Genomic DNA, 22738 nt, shown 5'->3' with positions numbered 1-22738 from the left:
GTGCAATGTGCCCATTTTATGGCAGATCGATGCCAGTCCTGCCAATGGTTAGCGCAGCCTTATGCCACACAACTGGCTAACAAACAGCAACAGTTAGTGGATGTATTGGCTGCTTTTGCGCCTTTTCAGTTATTAGCGCCCATCGCCAGTAGCGAGCAGGGTTTTCGTTATAAAGCCAAAATGGTGGTGCTTGGCACGACAGATGCCCCAATGTTGGGGATTGTTAATCAGCAAAACGAAGCGGTCGATTTGGCTGATTGCCCGTTATATCCAGAGCACTTTGCTGACGTATTTGCCGCTATTAAAAATTTTATCGTTATAGCTAAACTACAGCCTTATCAGGTGCAGCAGCGCCGTGGTGAGCTAAAATTTATTTTACTGAGTCAAAGCCAGCATAGCGGCCGCTTTATGCTGCGTTTTGTGCTACGTTCAAAAAATCATTTAGCGGTCATTCAAAAGTATCTACCGCACTTATTAGCGCAAGTACCCGCTATAGCTGTGGTTAGTATTAATTTGCAGCCACAACCTGCTGCGCTGTTAGAAGGGGCAGAAGAGATTGTGCTTACAACAGAGCGCTTGCTGCGCGAGCAATTAAACCAGGTGCCGTTGTATTTATCACCCCAAAGCTTTTTTCAAACCAACCCCAGCTTAGCGGCAGCACTATATGATACCGCCGCAACTTGGGCGGTTGAGTTACAGCAACAAGGTGAGCCATTTGAACAGATCTGGGATTTGTTTTGTGGTGTCGGTGGCTTTGGACTGCACTTAGCAAGCCAATTAACGGCAATAACAGGGCAACAACCCACACTAACCGGCATTGAAATTGCCGCCGCTGCGATAGCCAGTGCCGAGCAAGCGGCCAACGAGTTGGGGCTCACTCAGGTGCGTTTTCAAGCGTTAGACTCTGCGGCCTTTGCCCATGCCGCCGCACAGGCGCCTGATTTATTAGTGGTTAACCCACCTAGGCGGGGCTTAGGCGACGCTTTATGTGCTGATATCACACGGTTACAACCGCGTTTTATACTGTATTCCAGTTGCAACGTACACAGTTTAGCCGCTGATATAGCGCAGCTAAAAAGCTATCGCTTAGTCAAAGCCCAGCTGTTCGATCTGTTTGCGCATAGCAGCCATGCCGAGGTGCTGACCTTATTAGTTCGGCGCTGAACATTGCCAAACACACTTAGCGAGTAAAGCCAATACGAAAACCACCCCAGTGTTTACCGGCCACATAAATGGGAACCGACAGATCGTGCATGATCTCTCCGGTATCGCGCTTGTATGTTTGTAACAACATCGCTTCGGTATTACTGCCACAACGGCTGCCCGTACGATCATTAAAAATGCGTTTCGTACGATTTTGCAGTAAGTCTTTTTGATAATTACCGGTTAATGCTTGGCTAAATTTACGATTATGCGTAGGGAAATAGCCTTTACGGTCGACCGCCCCTGCATAGGTGACGTTAGACTGTCGAGCCAAAATGGCTTCTTGAATGGCCGGGAAGGCTTCATCGGTAAATTTATCATAGGCGGTATGATATTTTTGCGGATTGGTGTTAGCAATAGGCTGATATTGCTCGGCAAATAATTGTTGCTGGCTAAATTTACCCTGACTGATCGCTTGTTGCAGTAACTCGCCAATGGCACTTGCCGCTTGTTGTGCTTCTTGTAAGATCGGTTGATAAAAAGCATCGTGTTGTTGCTGGCTAAGGGCGCGATAAATGGTTTCGGTTTCTACTGAGACATCAATAGCTTGACTGGCAATACTGCCGCCTTTTTGCTCGATAGCCTGCAGTGCTTGGCTGATATTACTGATAGCGCTACTGATCTGCACACTGTTTTGTTCAAGATCGGCGCTGAGGTGTTCAATTTGGTTTAAGGTGGTAGACGATTGACTGACCTCCTGACTGATATGCTGCACGCCGCTGGCAACATCTTGTAACTCTAACTGCACCTGATGGCTGGCTTCTTCTAATTGGGTCATCAAATTTGCTGTATGCGCGCTTTGTGAGCGAATATCGGCCAGCATACTGCCAATATCTTTGGTGGCATTCGCCGTTTTGCCGGCTAAGGCTCTCACTTCATCGGCGACCACGGCAAAACCGCGTCCTTGTTCACCCGCTCTTGCCGCTTCAATCGCTGCATTCAGTGCCAGCAAATTGGTTTGTGCCGCGACATTATCAATAACTTGAGTAATGTGTTGAATTTTATCTGCATTACCGCGCAGGGCAGACAACTCGTTCGCCGCATGGCTAACGGCTTTGGCGAGCTGTTGAATTTTATCCACACCGGATTGTAATTTCTGATCCGCTTGTAAACTGGCACTGGCGGTTTGAGTGAGCGCAAGGTTGATGGTTTGCAAATTGTGATTAAGTTTACTGCTGGTGTCGGCAACCGCGTTGGTCGCGTTGGCAATTTGCTGGCTATCTTGACCACTTTGTTGAATATCTTTAATTAAGCCATCAATATAAAAGGACACTTCAGCAGCACCAATAGCCATTTTTGAGGTGGCAGTTGAAATGTCATTTAAAACCGGCTCATGCGTTGTCTTTGTTTCAAGCGGCGAGTCGGGTTGTACAGATTTCGAGACTGCATACAAATAGAAAGCGGTAAGTAAAAAAGAGAAGCCAACCGCTAGCTTGGCATAGTCTAGCCAGAGCAACAGTAGTTGACTGAGTGCTAACAGCACTAAAAACAGCAGGTGTTGTGTCAACTTTAGCGGCATGATGACTCCCAATTTTTTATATGATTAAGCAGATTCGGTAAAAGCGTTAGCAAAGTCAATGCGTGCTCGTTGTACTGCGACTAAAGTATAGCCAAGCAATTGTTTTACACTAATAATAAGGGCAATGTTGTGCTGATTTTTTTGTCGCCATAAGCAACGGCACGATTAAGGCGCTTGGTCGCATCCCCATTGAGTACAAGGTAGACGTTTTGGCTTATTTTTCGTTATTTTTAACCGGCTTTATTGCTGCTACGCTCTTTCCGGCCTCTTCAGAGTTGCTGTTACTGGCTTTACTGCAACAGGGGCATGTCGCGTTATTGTTGTGGCTAAGTGCCACCTTAGGCAACACTTTAGGCTCTTGTGTGAATTGGTGGCTTGGTCAAAAACTACGCTTTTACCAGCATAAACGCTGGTTTCCAGTATCGACAAGCCAATTAGCGCGTGCCGAGCGACTTTTTTTGCGTTATGGCCGCTGGAGCTTGTTGTTATCTTGGCTGCCGGTAGTGGGCGATCCTCTAACCATGATCGCAGGCGTGTTAAAGATGCCTTTTTCGATATTTTTGCTGTTAGTGACTATTGGTAAGGCTTTGCGTTATGCCGTGTTGATATTGCTAGCACTGTCCTTTTTTTAAGCTAAGCGCTGCGCTAACGCTTTTTCTGATGGCATTATGCCGGCAGATCCGTCATCATTAACCCTATTATTGACAGTATGGGATAGACACATGGAATACCAATTATCGGCAGAAGAGTTAGCACGCATTACGGCGCTTGATGCAGAGCAGCGTTACGACTACTTTATTCAAGCCGTTGCAGATTTACAGCAGATCTGGATCCTAACAGATGATGAAGGTTTTGTTTTAGTCAGTGCCGAAGATGAACGTTGTATCCCAGTATGGCCACATCTTGAGTTAGCTGAGCAGTGGATTGAAGGCGAATGGTCAAACTGCCAAGCGCAAGCCGTGGATTTAGAAACCTGGTTAAGCAAGTGGACTGAAGGCTTAAATGGCGATGAGTTAAGTATTGCCGTTTTGCCAGACGCGGATGGTCCAGGTGTGGTGGTTTCCCCAGATGAAATGGCTGAAACGCTGGTTGATGAAACAAGCGACGACGCCTAACATCGTTGGCGATGATCATCGTTAAGTACAGTGTTGCGGCTTAACGGTGCTAATCTCGATGATAGAGAAGTCGCAATGGCTGCTGTTGCACCCATTGCGACTAGTTAGCCAACTCGTTACCGTTAAAACTGCCACTGGCATAAGCTAACAAGTTTTCACTGGTAATATGGCTAATTTGCTGTAACGCCTCTTTGGTAAAAAATGCCTGATGCCCTGTAATTAATACATTGGAAAAGGTTAATAAGCGCTTAAACACTTCATCATCAATCATCTGCTCTGATAGGTTCTCAAAGAAAATATCCGCTTCTTGCTCGTACACATCTAAGCCTAAATAACCAATTTTACGATTTTTCAAACCATCGATAACGGCTTTAGTATCAATTAATGCACCGCGGCTGGTATTAATCAGCATCACGCCTTCTTTCATCAAGTTAAGGCTATTGGCATTAATGATATATTGGGTTTGTGGTGACAGTGGGCAGTGCAAACTAATAATGTCACTTTGCTGATAAAGCGCGGTTAAGCTGGTGTAATGCTCGGCCAATTCCGGATCAGGTTTAATATCATAGCAAAGCAGTTTGCAACCAAACCCTTTTAAGATCCGAGCGGTTGCCAGCCCGATGCGGCCAGTACCAATGATGCCCACCGTTTTACCGTGCATATTAAAACCTAATAAACCGTCTAAGGCGAAATTGTCATCGCGCACGCGGTTGTAAGCTTTATGTAATTTGCGATTAAGCGTCAGCATCATAGCGACGGTATGCTCTGCTACTGCCTCAGGCGAGTAAGCGGGGACCCTTGCGATGCGGATACCTAAGGCTTTGGCGGTGTCTAAATCGACGTTATTAAAGCCGGCGCAGCGCAATGCAACCATTTCGATGCCCATCACTGACATCTGCTCTAACACTGGCGCTGATAAATCATCATTAACGAAGGCGCAGATAGCATGGCAGCCCTGCGCCAGTTTAAGGTGTTCTAGGTTAAGTCGGCTTTCAATATAGTGAAATTGAAGACTGGGATCAGCCCATTGGCTGAACCCTTCTTTATCGTATTTTTTGGCACTGAATACAGCGATTTTCATCGGCAATCTCCCATCAGATTGCGGATAGTGTAGGGTATCTTGTTCGGTCATAATTAGCGCCAGATCAAATTTACAGTAATTCTTCGATGGCCGGCGCTATGCTGGCGGGTTTAGTGCGCGGTGCATAACGTTTTACTACCATCCCCTCTTTATTTACCAAAAACTTGGTAAAGTTCCATTTTATCGCTCTGCTTTTCAGTAAACCACGGGCATGCTCTTTAAGATAATCAAACAGGGGCGCGGTATCAGGCCCATTAACATTCAGTTTAGCCATTAATGGGAAACTTAGCCCGAAATTGATTTCACAAAACTGTTGGATCTCAGAATTGCCAGCAGGTTCTTGCCCACCAAACTGATTACAGGGGAAGGCTAAAATCACCAAACCTTGCGTGTGATACTGCTGATAGAGGGCTTCTAGCTCTTTATATTGCGGCGTAAAACCGCATTTGCTGGCGGTATTGACGATTAACAGCACCTTATCGCGATATTGACTGAGTTCGATGGGCTGTCCTTGGTTATCTTGCACAGTAAAATCATAGATAGAGGGCATTGCAGATCCTTTTATTTGCTGTTCATTGGTTGGAGAACTTAGTAAGCTATGACCACAGTATGTCATATTTTTGAGTCAGTTATATGTCAAATCAAGCAGTGAAAGTGGCCTTTATCGGCTTAGGTGTAATGGGTTTCCCAATGGCGGGTTATTTGCAACAAAAAGGCTATGCAGTCAGCGTATATAACCGCACCGCGAGCAAGGCGGCAAAGTGGGTTGAACACTACCAAGGTGAGGCTGCTGCAACGCCAGCCGCTGCAGCCAGTGGCGCGAGCTTAGTGTTTGTTTGTGTAGGTAACGACGATGATGTGCGCTCGGTGGTGTATGGCGAGCACGGTGTGTTAGCAAGCATGCAGGCTGGCGCGGTATTAATTGACCATACCACAGCGTCGGCTGATTTAGCACGTGAACTGGCCATGGCTTGTGCTAAACAGCAGTTAGGCTTTTTAGATGCGCCGGTATCAGGTGGCCAAGCGGGTGCAGAAAAAGGCATTTTAACTGTGATGGTTGGGGGCGAACCCGCAGCCTATACCAAAGCTGAAACCGCCATGCAAAGTTATGCGCGCTGCGTAAAATTATTGGGCCCCGCGGGCAATGGCCAGTTAGCTAAAATGGTCAATCAGATTTGTATTGCTGGGGTGGTACAAGGCTTGGCCGAAGCACTGAATTTTGCCCAAAATGCCGGTTTAGACGGCGCGGCGGTGGTCGAGGTGATCTCTCAAGGCGCGGCTTCGTCCTGGCAAATGCAAAACCGCTCGCTTACCATGTTGGCCGGAGAATATGATTTTGGTTTTGCCGTGGATTGGATGCGTAAAGACTTGTCGATTGCGCTGAATGAAGCGCGCAAAAATGGCAGTCATTTACCCCTAACCGCATTGGTTGATCAGTTTTATAGTGAAGTGCAACAGCTTGGTGGTGGTCGCTGGGATACTTCTAGTTTGCTGGCGCGGTTAAAGCGTTAAGCGTGGATCGGGCATAAATTCCAATTCAACAAGGCTGCTGAGGCAGCCTTTAAATTGGCTATGCTGCGGGTTTAATAAAATATTGGTTTCACGCGGTGCCAACACGCTGGGCACCGCTAAAGCTAAGCTGGCCTTTTGCTGCAGCCAATCATCGCCTAAACGGGCTGTATCAGCCCCAGCCGGTTGGGCGCGCCAGTTTGCGGGTAAATTCTCTTGGCTCAGTTGCAACACGGCACTGCTTGCTACACTAAGTTGAAATAATCGATATTGGCGCAGTGCCGCTCGATTATTTAAATGCACCAAGATCTCTAAAACGGCTAACGCTTCAGAGCCTGCCGTATAGATACAACGCTGACCTTTGTTATTCCAACGCCCACCATATAAATAGGCCCCTTCGCCATCAAAAGCCTGTGCTGCCCATTGTTGATGCACTAATCGATAAAGCTGAACAGTGTCTTTTGCGGACATCTTAGGCAAAAACGCCATGTGACAAGCGGCCGATTAAATCTAAGACGGCTTGGCTTTCGGCAGAGGTACTGAGCATATCGAGCGGGGTTTTATCACCTAGGCCATACACCGGCTCGGTTAACCAGCGTTTAGTGGCTGCGCTATCCTGTGCAAAAAGAGCATTTGCGGCCACCAGTACGGTAGCGAAACGGTATAAACGATCACTTTCATCTTGAGTAAAATGGCCACTTTTCGCGCGACGAGCCAGTGTTGCGGGCGCTAATTGACACACTTGAGCCAGTTGTTTTTTATCGAGCTGTGCCGATAAAGCGAGTTTTTCAAATACGTTGTAATGAAAGCCGTTATGTAACGCTTGATACAATTTAGGCCCGCGCTCGGCAATGCCTAGCTGTTGCCAGAGGTTCGGGCTAGCGTAGTGGCTTGGAATAAACTCATGAACTTGCGCGGTCATAATACACCTGATTTATCAGTTGGTATGCGCCGACTCTATCATATGATATTTGCTTGGTCAAAAAAAAGGCGCGATATCAACAATGCCTGTCAGTTAAATAAAAGGTGTTATGGAAAACACCAAACTGATCAGCCTTAGCTGTACTCGCGCCCTAATATCTGTTTATGGCTAACTTAATTAAATACCATTTCTGGAATAGTGCCATTAACGATCAGTTTACCTGCCGTTTTTTGTTGGATCTCTTCCACGCTAATGCCAGGCGCACGCTCAAGTAAATGAAAGGCGCCATCCCGCACTTCTAGTACGGCCAGATCGGTAACGATTTTCTTCACACAACCGACACCGGTTAATGGCAAGGTGCAATCTGTCAGCAACTTGCTGTTACCGTATTTATCGGCGTGCGTCATGGTGACCACGATGTTGAGTGCACCGGCCACTAAGTCCATGGCGCCGCCCATACCTTTAACCAGCTTGCCGGGGATCATCCAGCTGGCAATATTGCCGTTTTGATCCACTTCGAAAGCGCCTAGTACGGTTAAATCGACATGACCGCCGCGGATCATGGCAAAGCTTTCAGCCGAGCTGAAAATCGCCGCGCCTTTGATAGCGGTAACGGTTTCTTTACCGGCATTAATCATATCGGCATCCAGCTCTGCTTCGGTTGGGTAGGGCCCCATACCGAGTAAACCGTTTTCGGATTGCAGCATCACTTCAATACCGGCGGGTACATAGTTTGCGACTAACGTTGGGATACCGATCCCGAGATTGACGTAGTAACCGTCTTTAAGCTCCTGCGCGACACGCATGGCAACTTGTTCACGTGATAAAGCCATTGCTGTCTCCTTAATCTTTACGAACCATACGACGTTCAATGCGTTTTTCAAAGTTGCCTTTGATTACGCGCTGCACATAAATACCTGGGGTGTGAATTTGTGATGGCTCGAGTTCACCCGGCTCCACAATTTCTTCGACTTCTGCTACCGTGATTTTGCCGGCGGTAGCGGCCATCGGGTTAAAATTCATGGATGTGTGTCGAAACACTAAGTTGCCATAGCGGTCGGCTTTCCATGCACGTACAATGGCAAAGTCGCCGGTAATGGCTTCTTCTAATACGTAATGACGGCCGTTGATTTCACGCGTTTCTTTGCCTTCGGCCACCGGTGTACCGTAACCGGTAGCAGTGAAAAAGGCGGGAATACCGGCACCGCCAGCACGCATTTTTTCGGCCAAAGTGCCTTGTGGTGTTAATTCCACCTCAAGTTCGCCGCTGAGTAATTGTTTTTCAAACAGGGCGTTTTCACCTACATAAGAGGCGACCATTTTTTTGATTTGACGATCTTCGAGTAATACGCCTAAACCAAAACCGTCAACACCGCAGTTGTTAGATACCACGGTTAAGTCGGTGGTCCCCATTTTTTTGATTTGGGCGATAAGCCCTTCTGGGATACCGCATAAGCCAAAGCCGCCGGCAATAACGGTCATGCCGTCTTGCAAGCCTGCCATGGCGTCTTCGTAGCTATGTACGACTTTATTAAACCCTGCCATTTTGTGTCCTCTGTTTTTGAGTCGCTTGTCTGACTATTGAACATGTATCAATCTAAATATGTATTAAACGGCTTAGCTTTTAAATGTTTTTCGCAGCTTTCGCCCTGAATGCTGCACTGGCCTAGGTATTTTCTGTGTTAAGCTCGTAGCGAAAGCGTATCTTAGTTTCATCATCGTTTTCTATTAACCACTTGTAACATCTACGATTCAACAACCAACAATGCATTGCAAGGGCTGTCAGTGACTTTTCTAAGTGCTAACTAGCAGCGATACTTCTTGGCGAAATTGATTTTGTTTCTGTCATTTCGAAAACTTAAATTTATCGCTGTTGATCTAGAAACCTAAGCTAAAGTTCGATTGAGTTAAGCTTGCAATACACTTTGACCGGAACCGTGTTTTTCATGGATGAAAAACAGGAGACTACATGGATGTATTCACGGCGTGTTCCGGCAAAGTTGTATGTAAAGCTTAACGATATATCAAGCTCAATGTGTATTGTTGTTACCATTTAACTAAGAATGAGTTTGCCCGCTATGGGTGTTGAGCGACAATCCTACTTTAGAACTAGGCGCAATTTTAATTCCTTTCTTTCCTGCATATCTTACTTGGAAGTAAAATCGGATATTAATAAATATTATTTTTTATAAATAAAGTTCATTACGTTCTTTATTGGCAGCACTGTCGCTACGGCCAATTTTGTTGGGACACGCTGTAAATATATCCCTGTACGCTCCTGTTTTTCATCCCTGAAAAACACGGTCCCACCAAAAATTGCGCTGCGTTTTGTCTAACTAGCACTGCCGCTGCGCCCAATTTTGTTGGGACACGCTGTAAATATATCCTTGTACGCTCCTGTTTTTCATCCCTGAAAAACACGGTCCCACCAAAAATTGTGCTGCGCTATTTGTTTGTTGAGATTTCGCAGCGCTTCGATTTTTTCAGTAAAAGCGTAAGGCCTATTTTTATGTTACGTCGTGCATTTAGCGCTAAGAGCTAAGCCTACTTTTGAGTTCGTAGTTTTACCCAATTGCTCGGTAATAAACCCACCTGCAGCGGCTAAAGCGTCTAAATCCACACCGTGCTCAATGCCCAAGCCATTTAATAAATACACCACATCTTCAGTGGCGACATTGCCTGAGGCACCTGCAGCGTAAGGGCAGCCGCCTAAACCGGCTACGGCGCTGTCAATCACGCTAATGCCACGACTGAGCGCCACATAAATATTGGTTAAGGCTTGGCCATAGGTGTCATGAAAATGCACTGCGAGTTGTTCAACCGGCGCCACTTTGAGCACGGCGTCCAGCATGGCATTCACCTTAAGCGGGGTGCCAACCCCGATGGTGTCACCTAGCGAAATTTCATAGCAGCCCATTTCTAGCAGCGCTTTGGCAACTCGAGCGACCTCGCTTGGCGCAACGTCACCCTGATAGGGGCAACCGACGACGCAAGAGATGTACCCTCGTACTTTAATGCCATCTGCTTTTGCTGCATCCAGTACCGGCGCAAAACGCGCCAAGCTTTCACTGATCGAGCAATTAATGTTTTTTTGACTAAAGGCTTCTGATGCGGCGCCAAAGATGGCTACTTCAGTGGCACCGGCCGCTTTAGCGGCTTCGTAACCTTTTAAATTGGGTGTGAGGGCAGCATAGGTGATATTAGCACCGCGCGAAATACCGGCGAACACCTCGGCTGAGTCGGCCATTTGCGGTACCCATTTGGGGGAGACAAAGGCGCCACTTTCAATATAGCGATGGCCTGCAGCGCTGAGCATATTGATTAGCTGCACTTTTGCGTCAGTGCTAACATTTTGCTCGTTTTGCAAACCATCGCGAGGGCCCACTTCCACTAGGCGCACGGCTTTAGGAAAACTCATTGCTCCTCCGCTGTAAAATCGACCAGTTCTGCACCGTCTTGTACCAGCTCACCGGCACGGTAAAACAGCTGATTTACTACGCCATCTTTCGGTGCTTTGATACTGTATTCCATTTTCATGGCTTCCATGATCACTAAGGTCTCACCGGCTTTAACTTTGGCGCCAGCTTCAACCATGACCGCCACAATAGTGCCGTTCATCGGCGCGGTTAAGCTGCCGGCATGCTCGCTACCATCAACTTCGGTAGCGACTTCGGTTTGATAGATAAAGTCGTAGCGCTGATGCTTAATAAAGATGCTGATGGTGTCGCCATATTGGCTTACCCGCACCTTGGTACGATGATCACCTAACACGGCGCTAAGTTCATCACCTATAAGCTCGGCGGTACAGCATAATTGTTGGCCCTGCACATCAATAACATAATGCTGCTCATGTTGCTGAATAGTCAGTGTTTGTTTCTGTTCGCCATAATGCAAAGCAATGTGCACGGTCGGCATTTCATTTAAACGCCAGCCATGGCTAAATTGCCATGGGCTAAAAGTAGTATGACTGCAGCTGGGGGCTTTTTGCTGTTGTAAAACAAACAATGCAGCCAGTACTAAGGCTTGATTGGTTTCATTATTCGCTGGGGCAAATAAGCTTTCTTGATGCTGAGTGATAAAGTTAGTATCTAGTTGTGCGGCTTTAAACGCAGGGTGTTCGGTCAGGCTGGTTAAAAAGCTCAGGTTGGTCGTCACACCGGCGATACGGTAATCATCCAAGGCGCGCAGCATGCGGGCAATGGCGCGGTCACGGCTTTCATCCCAAACAATCAGCTTGGCAATCATCGGATCGTAAAAGGGCGACACTTCATCATTTTCAACCACGCCGGTATCGACCCGCACATGGCGATTCGCTTCGGGTTGACGTAAGTAAGTCAGTTTGCCGGTAGCCGGTAAAAAGTCATTATCCGGATCTTCGGCATAAACGCGCACTTCAATGGCATGGCCGTCTAATTGAATATCCTGTTGTGCCAATGGCAGAGGCTCGCCCGCGGCCACTAATAATTGCCATTTTACTAAGTCTTGGCCGGTGATCATTTCTGTCACAGGGTGTTCAACCTGCAAGCGGGTGTTCATTTCCATAAAGTAGAAAGAACCGTCTTCGTCAAATAAGAACTCCACCGTACCGGCGCCACGATAATCAATGGCTTTAGCGGCTTTTACAGCAGCTTCGCCCATGGCTTTACGCTGCTCAGCGCTAAAATTGGGTGCTGGGGCTTCTTCAATCACTTTTTGATGCCGACGCTGAATAGAGCAATCACGCTCAGCCAAATACACCGCATTGCCGTGATTATCGGCAAATACTTGAATTTCAATATGGCGCGGTTTGGTTAAGTAGCGCTCAATTAGCATTTTATCATTGCCAAAGCCGGCTTTGGCTTCACGTCGGGCACTGGCTAAAGCAGCGGCAAATTCGTCTTTGTTCCAAACAACCCGCATGCCTTTACCGCCGCCACCGTAGGCGGCTTTCAGTAATTGCGGATAACCAATACGGGTTGACTCTTCAGCTAACAAGGTATCGCTTTGATCGTCGCCATGATAGCCCGGCACTAAGGGCACACCTGCAGCCGCCATAATTTCTTTAGCCGCGCTTTTTGAGCCCATCGCGGTGATGGCCGCCACGGGTGGGCCAATAAAAATCACACCGGCTTGCGCACAGGCGTTAGCAAAATCTTCATTTTCAGATAAGAAACCGTAACCTGGGTGAATCGCCTCGGCGCCACTTTGTTTAGCAATTGCAATGATTTTATCACTGCGTAAATAGGAGTCTTTACTTGGTGCAGGGCCGAGTAAGTAGGCTTCGTCGGCCATTCTGACATGCCGGGCATTGGTATCGGCTTCAGAATAAACCGCCACGCAGCGAATACCGAGTTTGTGTGCGGTATCAATCACGCGACAAGCAATTTCGCCACGGTTAGCTATTAAGATCTTACGAAACATTATGTTATTTCCCTGCCTTATCATCGGTGGTTACTGCGTTTTGCCAAGCTGGGGTACGTTTGTCTAAAAATGCGCTTAAGCCTTCTTGGCCTTCGTCAGATACGCGGATATCGGCAATCGCTTGCTGGGTATGAGCAATAACATTGTTGCTAATTTTTCGGTTGTAGATGTTTTGCAACAAGGTTTTAGCCGCACGTATCGCCGCTGGGCTATTTTGCAGCAGTTGAGTAATAAAACCTTCACAGCAGGCCTGCATGTCATCGCTACTTACCACAACATGTAATAAACCCAGTTGCAGTGCGGTAGCGGCGTTGAAGCGCTCTGCAGTGATAAAGTAGCGACGGCTGGCGCGCTCGCCCAATGCTCGCATCACATAAGGGCTAATAACGGCAGGCATTAAACCGATGCGCACTTCACTTAAACAGAAAGTGGCGCTGTCACTGGCAATAGCAATATCACAGCAAGCCACTAAGCCAACCGCGCCGCCAAAGGCTGCACCGTTAACCAAAGCAATAGTGGGTTTTGGAAATTTATCGAGCAAATGCATTAAGGTGGCTAATTCGGCGGCATCACCCAGATTTTCATCGTAATCTTTTTGCGCCATAGCGCGCATCCAATTCAAATCGGCACCGGCAGAGAAGTTTTTGCCATTGGCGGCAAGTACCATAATCCGTACAGCATCGTTATTGGCGAGATCGTTGATCACATTAATTAATTCGGCGATCATCGCGTCATCAAAAGCGTTATGCACAGCAGGGCGGTTCAGCGTTAAAGTTGCTACGCCACGGGTATCGATATTAACTTCTGTGTATACCTGGGTCATTTTTATCTCCGAAAGTTAAGACTTTCTGCTTATAAAGTAATGGGGTTGCCGGTATGGCTTGATAAGCCAGCAAGCGTTTGCTTACTACATAAAACACCTTTTGTGATTAACCTACTTCAGCGCAGCCAGCTCGCTATTAAGCAAACTGGCTGCGGTAACACCTTACATTCTGAATACACCAAAACGGCTTTCTTCAATTGGGGCGTTTAAGGCGGCCGCTATAGCTAAACCGACGGTCATTCGCGTTTGTGCCGGATCGATAATGCCATCATCCCATAAGCGACCACTGGCATAGTAAGGATGGCCTTGTTTTTCATATTGTTCAACAATGGGTTGTTTCAAGGCTTTTTCAGCGTCAACACTTAAGGTTTCACCTTTGCGTGCTAAGCCATCTTTAGTCACTTGGGCCATAACACCGGCGGCTTGCTCACCGCCCATTACCGAGATGCGCGCATTCGGCCACATCCACATCATGGTAGGATCGTAAGCCCTGCCGCACATGCCGTAGTTACCGGCGCCATAACTGCCGCCAATTAACACGGTAAATTTCGGCACTTTGGCGCAGCTAACCGCCATCACCATTTTGGCACCGTGTTTGGCAATACCTTCGGCTTCGTATTTTTTACCCACCATAAAACCGGTGATATTTTGTAAAAACAACAGTGGGATTTTGCGCTGGGCACAAAGCTCAATAAAATGCGCGCCTTTTTGCGCCGATTCGGAGAATAAAATCCCGTTATTGGCGACAATGCCCACGGGATAGCCGAAGATGCGCGCAAAACCACAAACGAGGGTAGCACCGTAATATTGTTTAAATTCATCAAAATCTGAGCCGTCGACAATACGAGCAATCACTTCTTTCACGTCGAACGGTTTGCGTAAGTCGGTACCGACAATGCCGTACAGCTCTTTAGCATCATATAAAGGCTCTTGCGCTGCTTTTACATCCATTTGCTGAGGTGCGGGGCGGTTCAGTCTGGATACCGCATTACGAGCAAGTTGCAGGGCGTGTTCGTCATTTAAAGCATAATGATCTGCCACGCCGGAGATTTTACAGTGCACATCGGCACCGCCGAGCTCTTCGGCGGAGACTTCTTCACCGGTGGCGGCTTTTACCAATGGTGGACCGGCTAAAAAGATGGTGCCTTGATCTTTAACGATAATGCTTTCATCGGCCATGGCAGGCACATAAGCGCCACCTGCAGTACAAAGCCCCATGACTACCGCGATTTGCGGAATACCTTTGGCTGACATGTTCGCTTGATTAAAGAAAATACGCCCAAAGTGCAGTTTATCGGGGAAAACTTCGTCTTGGCGTGGCAGGTTAGCGCCGCCAGAGTCGACTAGATAAATACAGGGTAGGTGGCAGCGCTCAGCAATTTCTTGCGCACGTAAATGTTTTTTTACCGTTAGCGGGTAGTAAGTACCGCCCTTCACGGTAGCATCATTGGCGACAATCATACACTCCACACCACTGACACGACCTACACCAGCAACCACTCCGGCACAGGGTACGTAGTCTTCATAGCATTCCCAACCGGCAAATTGGCCTACTTCTAAAAAGGGTGAGCCCGGGTCAAGCAGTTTTTGGATGCGCTCGCGCACAAACAGCTTGCCACGTGCGGTATGCCGCGCGATCAACGCTTCACCACCACCGAGTTTAATTTTTTGTACTGTGCTATTCAGATCATCGACCACGGCTTGCATCGCCGCAGCATTTTTTTGGAAATCCTCGGCGCGAGGATTTACTTTTGACGTAATTCTGGTCACTTAAGTCACCTTATACTAGAGCGGGTTAAACAAAGCGGAACCGGAACAACTTAGCAGACTCACTTTTAATCGCTCGTTTCGTTAAATCTGTCGCGCGCTTCGCTTAGTTAATTTCACTTGCCTAGATTGCGAATAAAACAGTGGAAGCTAACGCTGCCACTGTTAATTCGGCTTAAAAGCTTAGTTAGATTCGGTAAAGAGTTCACGGCCAATTAGCATGCGGCGGATTTCTGAGGTACCGGCACCAATTTCATACAACTTGGCATCTCGTAACAAACGTCCGGTAGGGTATTCATTGATATAACCATTACCGCCAAGTAATTGAATGGCGTCTAAAGCCATTTGGGTGGCTAATTCCGCGGCATATAAAATCACGCCGGCAGCATCTTTACGGGTAGTTTCGCCTCTATCACAGGCTTTCGTTACCATGTAGACATAAGAGCGAGCCGCGTTCATGCGGGTATACATGTCGGCTAACTTACCTTGTACTAATTGGAATTCACCAATAGATTGGCCGAATTGCTTACGATCGTGGATATAAGGCACTACCACATCCATACAGGCTTGCATAATACCCAGCGGGCCGGCGGCTAATACCACGCGCTCGTAATCCAAACCGCTCATCAGTACTTGTACGCCACGACCAACTTCGCCTAATACATTTTCGGCAGGCACTTCACAATCTTCAAAGACTAATTCACAGGTGTTCGAACCACGCATGCCCAGCTTGTCAAGTTTTTGCGCTTGGCTAAAACCTTTAAAACCGCGTTCCACGATAAAAGCCGTGATGCCCTTTGAACCGGCATTCACGTCGGTTTTGGCATAAATCACATAGGTATGGGCATCTGGACCATTGGTGATCCACATTTTGTTACCGTTTAAAATGTACTTATCACCTTGCTTGTCGGCGCGCAGTTTCATGCTGACTACGTCAGAGCCGGCATTTGGTTCGCTCATGGCCAAGGCACCGATATGCTCACCCGAGCACAGTTTTGGTAAGTATTTCATTTTCTGAGCTTCAGTGCCGTTGCGTGAAATTTGATTCACACACAGATTTGAATGAGCACCATAAGACAGGGCCACTGAGGCAGAGGCGCGGCTAATTTCCTCCATGGCAATAACGTGCTCAATATAGCCTAAGCCTGAGCCACCGTATTTTTCATCCACGGTAATGCCTAATAAACCCAAATCACCAAATTTACGCCATAAGTCATGTGGAAATTCGTTCTGTTCGTCGATTGCCGCGGCACGCGGTGCGATTTCTTCACGCGCAAACGCATTGACTTGATCACGGATCATGTCGACGGTTTCGCCTAAATCGAAATTAAGGCCTTTGTAACTGCTAATCATGTTAAATCCCCATCTGTATTAGGCTTATCACCCAAAACCATATTGGTTCAGGCACTTTTTGGTTGTTTGGCTTCAGAAAGCGTTTCTCGGCAGCGCTTTTCGACGGTAACCAGCTCCATCAACACCACTTTAATGTCATCCATCTGTTGGTGTAGTTCGACTTTTTTTGCTCAATTAAGGTCAACATGGTGCTGAGTTGTTTTACGCTGCTTTTGTCGGCATCGTACAATTCAAACAACTGACCGGTTTCCGCTAAACTAAAGCCCAGGCGTTTGCCGCGCAAAATAAGCTTTAAGCGAACGCGATCACGTTTGCTGTAAATTCGTGTTTGGCCGGCGCGCTGTGGCGTTATCAAACCCTGATCTTCGTAAAAACGAATGCTACGGGTCGTAATGTCAAACTCCCGTGCTAGCTCGCTGATACTGTAGGTTTTCTCGTCTTTTTCTTTCATGGCATGCCTTCTCACTAAGTGCTGGCAACTATAAGTGAAGTTTACGTAAAGGTAAAGCAATCAGCCATAAGCTATCACTGTTTGAGTGGGTTAATAGTGCTCTTTGTAAAGTTTTTATGCCAACAAAACGCAACTCGCTGTACAGATTTTTGCACTTTAAATCTGTGGTAATACCATAGTGCTAACAAGTTGACGTTGGCGTAAACGTAAATTTGGTGTAGGCTCTGTTTCATTATTTAAGTCAACGCCAAGATTTGGAGAGCTGAATGAATCCGCAAAACCCTGTTGTTATTGTTGCTGCTAGACGTACCGCCATGGGCGGCTTTATGGGCGGTCTATCAGAGGTTGACGCTACACTGTTAGGTGCTGCGGCCATTAAAGCTGCAATGGCTGATGCAGGAATTGCTGCTGAGAGAATTAGCGAAGTGATTATGGGCAATGTGCTGCCCGCGGGTTTAGGCCAGGCACCGGCGCGTCAAGCCACTTTAAAAGCCGGTTTACCTCTAAGTGCCGGTGCAACCACCATTAACAAGGTGTGTGGCTCGGGTTTAAAAGCCGTGATGTTAGCCAGTGATTTATTACACGCGGGCAGTGCCGATGTTGTGGTCGCTGGTGGCATGGAGTCGATGTCAAATGCGCCCTACCTGTTACCCAAAGCGCGTAGCGGTTACCGTATGGGGCACGGCGAAATGAAAGACCATATGATGCTTGATGGTTTAGAAAACGCCTATGACGGTAAAGCCATGGGCTGTTTCGCGCAAAACACGGCTAATGACAAAGCAATTAATCGCGAGCAGATGGACGCCTTTGCGGTGCAATCTCTAACCAGAGCGCAAAGTGCCATTAGCAGTGGCGCCTTTGTTGCTGAAATTACGCCGGTCACCTTTCAAACGCGTAAAGGCGAAATAACCTTTAACGTCGATGAGCAACCGGGTAATGCCAAATTAGATAAAATCCCCACTTTACGTCCGGCGTTTGCCAAAGACGGTACTATTACGGCTGCAAACTCTAGTTCAATTTCTGATGGTGCTGCTGCCTTGGTATTAATGCGTTTAGACGATGCCAAAGCCTTAGGGGCTAAACCTTTAGCACGCGTCGTAGCACACAGCACGCACTCGATTGAACCAGAAAATTTCACGGTTGCGCCCGTTGGTGCGATGCAAAAATTATTGAAAAAAACCGGTTGGCAAAAAGATGAGGTTGACCTGTGGGAAATCAATGAAGCCTTTGCCATGGTAACGATGCTCGCTGTTAATGAGTTGGGTTTAGATAATAACAAAGTTAACGTCAACGGTGGTGCCTGTGCCTTAGGTCATCCGATTGGCGCTTCAGGTGCACGTATTTTAGTGACCTTGATCCACGCCTTGCGTAACCGCGGTTTAAGTAAAGGTATTGCTTCACTGTGCATCGGTGGCGGTGAAGCCGTCGCGCTTGCAGTGGAAGTGATGTAACAAAGGCAATGCTACGTGGGCCGAGTGTTTTATACCGGCCAACGCAACAATAAACCATTCATATTTACCGACGGCAAATAATAACGACATAGATAATATGCCGTCGGTATAGCCCAACAATCGGGAGATGCTTCATGACACAACAGGTTAAACACTTTATCGACGGCGAATTCGTCACCTCAACGAGCGATAAACTGATTGCAGTGACTAATCCTGCAACGCAACAGGTGATTGCTCAAGTGCCTTGTGCCACTAGCGAAGAAATGGCGCGCGCTATTGCTTCAGCTAAGGCGGCTTTTCAAACATGGAAAGAAGTACCGGTTTCTGAACGTGCTCGTTTAATGATGCGCTTTGCGCATTTATTAAAAGAACATCAGGGCGAAATTGCTGAGATCATTTGTGAAGAGTTAGGCAAAACCGTTGAAGATGCCAAAGGCGATGTTTGGCGCGGTATTGAAGTGGTAGAGCAAGCGGCGAATATCCCTTCTTTAATGATGGGTGAAACCGTTGAAAACGTGGCACGTAGCATTGATACCTACAGCTATATTCAGCCGCTAGGTGTCTGCGCGGGCATCACGCCATTTAACTTTCCTGCGATGATCCCACTGTGGATGTTCCCGATGGCGATTGCTTGTGGTAATACCTTTATTTTAAAACCGTCTGAACAAGATCCGATGACGGTGAACAAAATTGCCGAGCTGTTTGTTAAAGCCGGTGCGCCAAAAGGCGTGTTGCAGGTAGTACACGGTGCAAAAGAGCAAGTGGATGCCATTTTGCATCACCCTGATATTAAGGCGATTTCGTTTGTCGGCTCGGTTAACGTGGGTCAATACATCTATAAAACGGGTACTGACAACCTGAAGCGTGTACAAGCTTTTGCCGGTGCGAAAAACCATATGGTGATTATGCCTGATGCCAATAAGCAACAGGTGGTGAATGCCTTGGTGGGCGCTTCTGTGGGGGCGGCAGGACAACGTTGTATGGCGATTTCAGTAGCCGTATTTGTCGGTGCCGCGGCAGAGTGGATTCCCGAGGTGGCCGCGGCCATTGGTAAAGTGCGTCCGGGGCATTACAGCGATGCCAATGCGGCTTACGGCCCACAAATTAGCCCACAAGCGCGTGCTCGCGTGCTATCACTGATTGAGCAAGGTAAAAAAGAAGGCGCGACCTGCGTGTTAGATGGCTCTGACTGCGTGGTCGATGGCTACCCTAACGGTAACTGGGTTGGCCCTACCGTGTTCAGTAATGTCACCACCGAGATGGAAATCTACAAGCAAGAAATCTTTGGGCCGGTGTTATCTACCATGACGGTAGATTCGTTAGAAGAGGCGTTAAAAGTCGTTAACGACAGTCCTTTTGGTAACGGCACGTCAATCTTCACCGCCAGTGGGGCCGCTGCTCGGAAGTATCAGCACAACGTAGAAGTGGGTCAGGTGGGTATTAATATTCCTATCCCAGTACCGCTACCTTTTTTCTCCTTTACCGGATGGAAAGGCTCGTTCTACGGCGATCAACATGCTTATGGTAAACAAGCTGTGCGCTTCTACACTGAGACTAAAACCATTACGGCGCGTTGGTTCGATGACGATATTCCGGTAGCCGGCCCGAATATGTCGATTAATTTACGTTAAGAGTTGACAGGGGCGAACGTGGCGACGGTGACAGCGAAGACAAAACCATTAAAAATTTGCAGCTGCGCCGTCGTCCGTTTTGCTTAGAACAGTACAGGAAATCTCTATGAATTTTAATTTAACCGAAGATCAACAAGCCTTTGTTGATGTGGCTAAGCAGTTTGCTGAGCAAGAATTAGCCCCACATGCAGCACAGTGGGATCGTGATCATTTCTTTCCAAAAGCCGTGATCCAAAAAGCGGGTGAACTGGGATTTTGTTCGCTGTATACCGCAGAAGAAGATGGCGGTATGGGGTTATCACGCTTAGATTCGTCGATTATTTTTGAGCAACTGGCCATGGGCTGTACTGCGACCACGGCCATGTTGACTATTCACAACATGGCGACCTGGATGATTGCAACTTGGGGCACGGCAACCTCGAAAAGTGAGTGGGTTGAGTCGCTCGTGACCGGACAAAAGCTAGCGTCTTATTGCTTAACTGAACCGGGCTCAGGCTCTGATGCTGCAGGTTTGCGTACCAGCGCGAAGAAAGACGGTGATCATTATGTGCTCAATGGCTCAAAAATGTTTATCTCGGGCGCGGGTGAAACCGAAGTATTAGTGGTGATGGCACGTACCGGAGAAGCTGGGCCTAAAGGGATTTCAGCCTTTATTGTACCTGCCGATGCCAAAGGCGTGATTTACGGTAAAGCCGAAGAGAAAATGGGCTGGAATGCACAGCCTACACGCTTAATTACTTTTGAAGATGTGCGTATTCCTGCGCACAATTTATTAGGCAATGAAGGCGAAGGTTTTTCTTTTGCTATGAAAGGCTTAGACGGCGGCCGCATTAATATTGCGACCTGCTCTATCGGTACAGCGCAACAAGCGATGAATACCGCGCGTAATTATATGTTAGAGCGTCAGCAATTTGGTAAGCCTTTAGCGGCGTTTCAAGCGCTGCAGTTTAAACTGGCCGATATGGCCACTGAACTGGTAGCGGCTCGGCAACTGGTGCGCTTAGCAGCCTTTAAATTAGATCAGCAAGACAGTGAAGCCACCGCTTATTGTGCGATGGCCAAACGTTTTGCCACCGATGTCGGTTTCCAAGTGTGTGATCAAGCACTGCAACTGCATGGTGGTTACGGTTACATCAAAGAGTATCCTCTTGAGCGGCATTTCCGTGATGTCCGCGTACATCAGATCTTAGAAGGTACGAACGAAATTATGCGGCTGATTATCGGCCGGCGTTTATTAGATGAAGCGGCAGGCGATATCTTATAACGATAAAAAATCACGGTAACGCTGAGCTTATGCCATGTTATGTCACACACAGGGCTTACACTCAGCGTTACTGTACACTTTTAAGGAATGTTTATGCTGGTAAATACTGACAGTAGTGTAGTGCTTTATCAGGAGTTGCAAGCAGCCAATGGAAAGCTGATTGGCGTGGCGACACTCAACTCAGAAAAATCACTTAATGCCTTAAGCTTGCCGATGGTTGAATCCTTACTGCCACAATTGCAAGCATGGCAAGCTGATCCAACCGTTGCTATGGTGATGTTGCAAGGCGCGGGTGATAAAGCTTTTTGTGCGGGTGGCGATATTCGCGATTTGTATCAAGCTATGCAGGATGCCCCGGGCCAATTTCAACCTTATGTTGCTGATTTCTTCTGCAAAGAATACACCCTCGATTATTTGATCCATACCTTTGGCAAGCCCGTGTTAGTGTGGGGTAATGGCATCGTCATGGGCGGTGGTTTAGGCCTGATGGCGGGCGCTTCGCATCGTATCGTGACCGCGAGCAGTCGTATTGCCATGCCGGAAATGGCCATCGGTTTATATCCTGATGTTGGCGCTAGCTGGTTTTTAAATCGAATGCCGGCAGGCTGTGGTTTATTTTTAGGTTTAACCGGTGCATCCATTAATGCCGCAGATGCGCGATTTATTGGTTTAGCGGATGTATTTATTTGCCATGAGCAAAAAGCCGAGTTAGTGCAAAAGCTTTGCAGTATTAACTGGGGTGATACGGTGTCGTTAAACCACCAGAAGCTGTCTGATGCACTGCGGGTGCAAGAACAAGGTTGTCGCACACAAATGCCACTTAGCCAGATCCGTGTGCATCAAGAGCCTATCGCGGCTTTAGCCCAAGCAGCGACCTTAGCCGAGGTGGTCAATAGTATTATGGCGATGCCAGGTGAAGATAAATGGCTGACTAAAGCCAAAGCGTCGCTGAGCTATGGCAGCCCGATCACCGCTCATATTGTGTTTCGTTTATTACAGCTGGGTCAAACAAAAATACTGGCCGACAGTTTCCGTTTGGAACTGGGCTTAAGTGTGCAATGTGGCAAGTTAGGCGAATTTCAAGAAGGTGTGAGAGCTTTATTAATTGATAAAGACTTACAACCTAAGTGGTTATATCCCGACGTGGCAGCCGTGCCGGTGGAAGTGGTCGCAGAACTGTTTCGTTCGCCATGGCCAGAAGCCGCACATCCCCTCGCACAATTGGGTAAACAACAACAAGGATATTAGA

At 47.5% G+C, this 22738-nt stretch carries 20 protein-coding genes and 1 pseudogene; 8 read left to right on the top strand and 13 right to left on the bottom strand.

Going from position 1 to position 22738, the window contains the following annotated elements:
- On the top strand, window positions 1-1164 hold the full coding sequence (rlmC, locus tag ACUJFL_RS12115; protein WP_445427615.1) for a 23S rRNA (uracil(747)-C(5))-methyltransferase RlmC: 1164 nt from the start codon (window positions 1-3) through the stop codon (window positions 1162-1164).
- Between the two features lie 16 nt (window positions 1165-1180).
- Here rlmC and ACUJFL_RS12110 read toward each other — a convergent pair whose 3' ends face one another.
- A complete protein-coding gene (locus tag ACUJFL_RS12110; protein ID WP_445427614.1) occupies window positions 1181-2722 on the bottom strand; it encodes a methyl-accepting chemotaxis protein in 1542 nt (513 codons plus the stop codon).
- Window positions 2723-2931: 209 nt separating this feature from the next.
- Between ACUJFL_RS12110 and ACUJFL_RS12105 the strand changes: the two genes are divergently transcribed.
- Window positions 2932-3354: a YqaA family protein gene (locus ACUJFL_RS12105; protein WP_445427613.1), complete on the top strand. Its 423-nt coding sequence runs from the start codon at window positions 2932-2934 to the stop codon at window positions 3352-3354.
- Between the two features lie 90 nt (window positions 3355-3444).
- The gene (locus ACUJFL_RS12100; protein ID WP_226750109.1) at window positions 3445-3837 is read left to right on the top strand and encodes a DUF2750 domain-containing protein; all 393 of its coding nucleotides are present in this window, start codon (window positions 3445-3447) and stop codon (window positions 3835-3837) included.
- 100 nt (window positions 3838-3937) lie between these two features.
- Here the strand turns inward: ACUJFL_RS12100 and ACUJFL_RS12095 are convergent, their stop codons facing one another.
- Both ACUJFL_RS12095 and ACUJFL_RS12090 read right to left on the bottom strand, forming a co-directional pair.
- Window positions 3938-4918 (bottom strand): 2-hydroxyacid dehydrogenase, encoded by a 981-nt coding sequence (locus tag ACUJFL_RS12095; protein ID WP_306178381.1) that lies wholly within the window; start codon window positions 4916-4918, stop codon window positions 3938-3940.
- Between the two features lie 70 nt (window positions 4919-4988).
- Window positions 4989-5468: a glutathione peroxidase gene (locus tag ACUJFL_RS12090; RefSeq protein WP_226750108.1), complete on the bottom strand. Its 480-nt coding sequence runs from the start codon at window positions 5466-5468 to the stop codon at window positions 4989-4991.
- Window positions 5469-5551: 83 nt separating this feature from the next.
- Here ACUJFL_RS12090 and ACUJFL_RS12085 point away from each other — a divergent pair, with 83 nt between their 5' ends.
- Window positions 5552-6430 (top strand): NAD(P)-dependent oxidoreductase, encoded by an 879-nt coding sequence (locus tag ACUJFL_RS12085; protein WP_445427612.1) that lies wholly within the window; start codon window positions 5552-5554, stop codon window positions 6428-6430.
- Here ACUJFL_RS12085 and ACUJFL_RS12080 read toward each other — a convergent pair.
- The 10 genes and pseudogenes from ACUJFL_RS12080 to ACUJFL_RS12035 all read right to left on the bottom strand — a co-directional run bounded on the left by ACUJFL_RS12080 (window position 6419) and on the right by ACUJFL_RS12035 (window position 17143).
- Window positions 6419-6898 (bottom strand): RES family NAD+ phosphorylase, encoded by a 480-nt coding sequence (locus ACUJFL_RS12080; RefSeq protein WP_306178265.1) that lies wholly within the window; start codon window positions 6896-6898, stop codon window positions 6419-6421. The two genes, ACUJFL_RS12085 and ACUJFL_RS12080, sit on opposite strands and share 12 nt — an antisense overlap.
- 1 nt (window position 6899) lies before the next feature.
- Window positions 6900-7349, bottom strand: a complete 450-nt coding sequence (gene parS, locus ACUJFL_RS12075; protein ID WP_236129432.1) for a type II RES/Xre toxin-antitoxin system antitoxin — start codon at window positions 7347-7349, stop codon at window positions 6900-6902.
- Between the two features lie 173 nt (window positions 7350-7522).
- The gene (locus tag ACUJFL_RS12070; protein ID WP_445424968.1) at window positions 7523-8182 is read right to left on the bottom strand and encodes a CoA transferase subunit B; all 660 of its coding nucleotides are present in this window, start codon (window positions 8180-8182) and stop codon (window positions 7523-7525) included.
- A 10-nt stretch (window positions 8183-8192) separates the two neighbouring features.
- Window positions 8193-8894 carry a CoA transferase subunit A gene (locus tag ACUJFL_RS12065; protein WP_445424967.1) on the bottom strand — a complete coding sequence of 234 codons (702 nt, stop codon included), beginning with the start codon at window positions 8892-8894 and terminating at the stop codon, window positions 8193-8195.
- Between the two features lie 967 nt (window positions 8895-9861).
- Window positions 9862-10767 carry a hydroxymethylglutaryl-CoA lyase gene (locus ACUJFL_RS12060; protein WP_445427611.1) on the bottom strand — a complete coding sequence of 302 codons (906 nt, stop codon included), beginning with the start codon at window positions 10765-10767 and terminating at the stop codon, window positions 9862-9864.
- Complete coding sequence (locus ACUJFL_RS12055) at window positions 10764-12749, bottom strand: acetyl/propionyl/methylcrotonyl-CoA carboxylase subunit alpha (protein WP_445427610.1); 1986 nt, start codon at window positions 12747-12749, stop codon at window positions 10764-10766. The genes ACUJFL_RS12060 and ACUJFL_RS12055 overlap by 4 nt, the downstream gene beginning before the upstream one ends.
- Window positions 12750-12753: 4 nt before the next feature.
- A complete protein-coding gene (locus ACUJFL_RS12050) occupies window positions 12754-13572 on the bottom strand; it encodes an enoyl-CoA hydratase/isomerase family protein (RefSeq protein ID WP_445427609.1) in 819 nt (272 codons plus the stop codon).
- 162 nt (window positions 13573-13734) lie between these two features.
- Window positions 13735-15333, bottom strand: coding sequence for a carboxyl transferase domain-containing protein (locus tag ACUJFL_RS12045; protein ID WP_445429086.1), 1599 nt, complete (start codon window positions 15331-15333; stop codon window positions 13735-13737).
- 189 nt (window positions 15334-15522) lie between these two features.
- Complete coding sequence (locus ACUJFL_RS12040) at window positions 15523-16692, bottom strand: isovaleryl-CoA dehydrogenase (protein ID WP_226750098.1); 1170 nt, start codon at window positions 16690-16692, stop codon at window positions 15523-15525.
- A 47-nt stretch (window positions 16693-16739) separates the two neighbouring features.
- Window positions 16740-17143, bottom strand: a pseudogene (locus tag ACUJFL_RS12035) (MerR family transcriptional regulator).
- A gap of 266 nt (window positions 17144-17409) precedes the next feature.
- Between ACUJFL_RS12035 and ACUJFL_RS12030 the strand changes: the two are divergent.
- The 4 genes from ACUJFL_RS12030 (at window position 17410) to ACUJFL_RS12015 (ending at window position 22737) form a co-directional block, all read left to right on the top strand.
- A complete protein-coding gene (locus tag ACUJFL_RS12030) occupies window positions 17410-18594 on the top strand; it encodes an acetyl-CoA C-acyltransferase (RefSeq protein ID WP_445427608.1) in 1185 nt (394 codons plus the stop codon).
- Window positions 18595-18728: 134 nt separating this feature from the next.
- Window positions 18729-20225: a CoA-acylating methylmalonate-semialdehyde dehydrogenase gene (locus ACUJFL_RS12025; protein WP_445424962.1), complete on the top strand. Its 1497-nt coding sequence runs from the start codon at window positions 18729-18731 to the stop codon at window positions 20223-20225.
- Between the two features lie 106 nt (window positions 20226-20331).
- Window positions 20332-21489 (top strand): acyl-CoA dehydrogenase family protein, encoded by a 1158-nt coding sequence (locus ACUJFL_RS12020; protein ID WP_445427607.1) that lies wholly within the window; start codon window positions 20332-20334, stop codon window positions 21487-21489.
- 93 nt (window positions 21490-21582) lie between these two features.
- Entirely contained in the window at window positions 21583-22737 is a 1155-nt protein-coding gene (locus tag ACUJFL_RS12015) for an enoyl-CoA hydratase/isomerase family protein (RefSeq protein WP_229584280.1), read from the top strand.
- Window position 22738 lies beyond the last annotated feature (1 nt).

This window comes from Alishewanella sp. HL-SH05 (assembly GCF_052655985.1).
The sequence above is the reverse complement of the archived record's forward strand: the minus strand, read 5'-3'. Positions and strand labels throughout refer to the sequence as shown.

Bases quoted from the DNA above. Each gene is read 5' to 3' on its own strand.
- ACUJFL_RS12110 (WP_445427614.1), bottom strand. From the start codon at position 2,722: ATGCCGCTAAAGTTGACACAACACCTGCTGTTTTTAGTGCTGTTAGCA.
- ACUJFL_RS12100 (WP_226750109.1), top strand. From the start codon at position 3,445: ATGGAATACCAATTATCGGCAGAAGAGTTAGCACGCATTACGGCGCTT.
- ACUJFL_RS12095 (WP_306178381.1), bottom strand. From the start codon at position 4,918: ATGAAAATCGCTGTATTCAGTGCCAAAAAATACGATAAAGAAGGGTTC.
- ACUJFL_RS12090 (WP_226750108.1), bottom strand. From the start codon at position 5,468: ATGCCCTCTATCTATGATTTTACTGTGCAAGATAACCAAGGACAGCCC.
- ACUJFL_RS12085 (WP_445427612.1), top strand. From the start codon at position 5,552: ATGTCAAATCAAGCAGTGAAAGTGGCCTTTATCGGCTTAGGTGTAATG.
- ACUJFL_RS12080 (WP_306178265.1), bottom strand. From the start codon at position 6,898: ATGTCCGCAAAAGACACTGTTCAGCTTTATCGATTAGTGCATCAACAA.
- parS (WP_236129432.1), bottom strand. From the start codon at position 7,349: ATGACCGCGCAAGTTCATGAGTTTATTCCAAGCCACTACGCTAGCCCG.
- ACUJFL_RS12070 (WP_445424968.1), bottom strand. From the start codon at position 8,182: ATGGCTTTATCACGTGAACAAGTTGCCATGCGTGTCGCGCAGGAGCTT.
- ACUJFL_RS12065 (WP_445424967.1), bottom strand. From the start codon at position 8,894: ATGGCAGGGTTTAATAAAGTCGTACATAGCTACGAAGACGCCATGGCA.
- ACUJFL_RS12060 (WP_445427611.1), bottom strand. From the start codon at position 10,767: ATGAGTTTTCCTAAAGCCGTGCGCCTAGTGGAAGTGGGCCCTCGCGAT.
- ACUJFL_RS12055 (WP_445427610.1), bottom strand. From the start codon at position 12,749: ATGTTTCGTAAGATCTTAATAGCTAACCGTGGCGAAATTGCTTGTCGC.
- ACUJFL_RS12050 (WP_445427609.1), bottom strand. From the start codon at position 13,572: ATGACCCAGGTATACACAGAAGTTAATATCGATACCCGTGGCGTAGCA.
- ACUJFL_RS12040 (WP_226750098.1), bottom strand. From the start codon at position 16,692: ATGATTAGCAGTTACAAAGGCCTTAATTTCGATTTAGGCGAAACCGTC.
- ACUJFL_RS12030 (WP_445427608.1), top strand. From the start codon at position 17,410: ATGAATCCGCAAAACCCTGTTGTTATTGTTGCTGCTAGACGTACCGCC.
- ACUJFL_RS12025 (WP_445424962.1), top strand. From the start codon at position 18,729: ATGACACAACAGGTTAAACACTTTATCGACGGCGAATTCGTCACCTCA.
- ACUJFL_RS12020 (WP_445427607.1), top strand. From the start codon at position 20,332: ATGAATTTTAATTTAACCGAAGATCAACAAGCCTTTGTTGATGTGGCT.
- ACUJFL_RS12015 (WP_229584280.1), top strand. From the start codon at position 21,583: ATGCTGGTAAATACTGACAGTAGTGTAGTGCTTTATCAGGAGTTGCAA.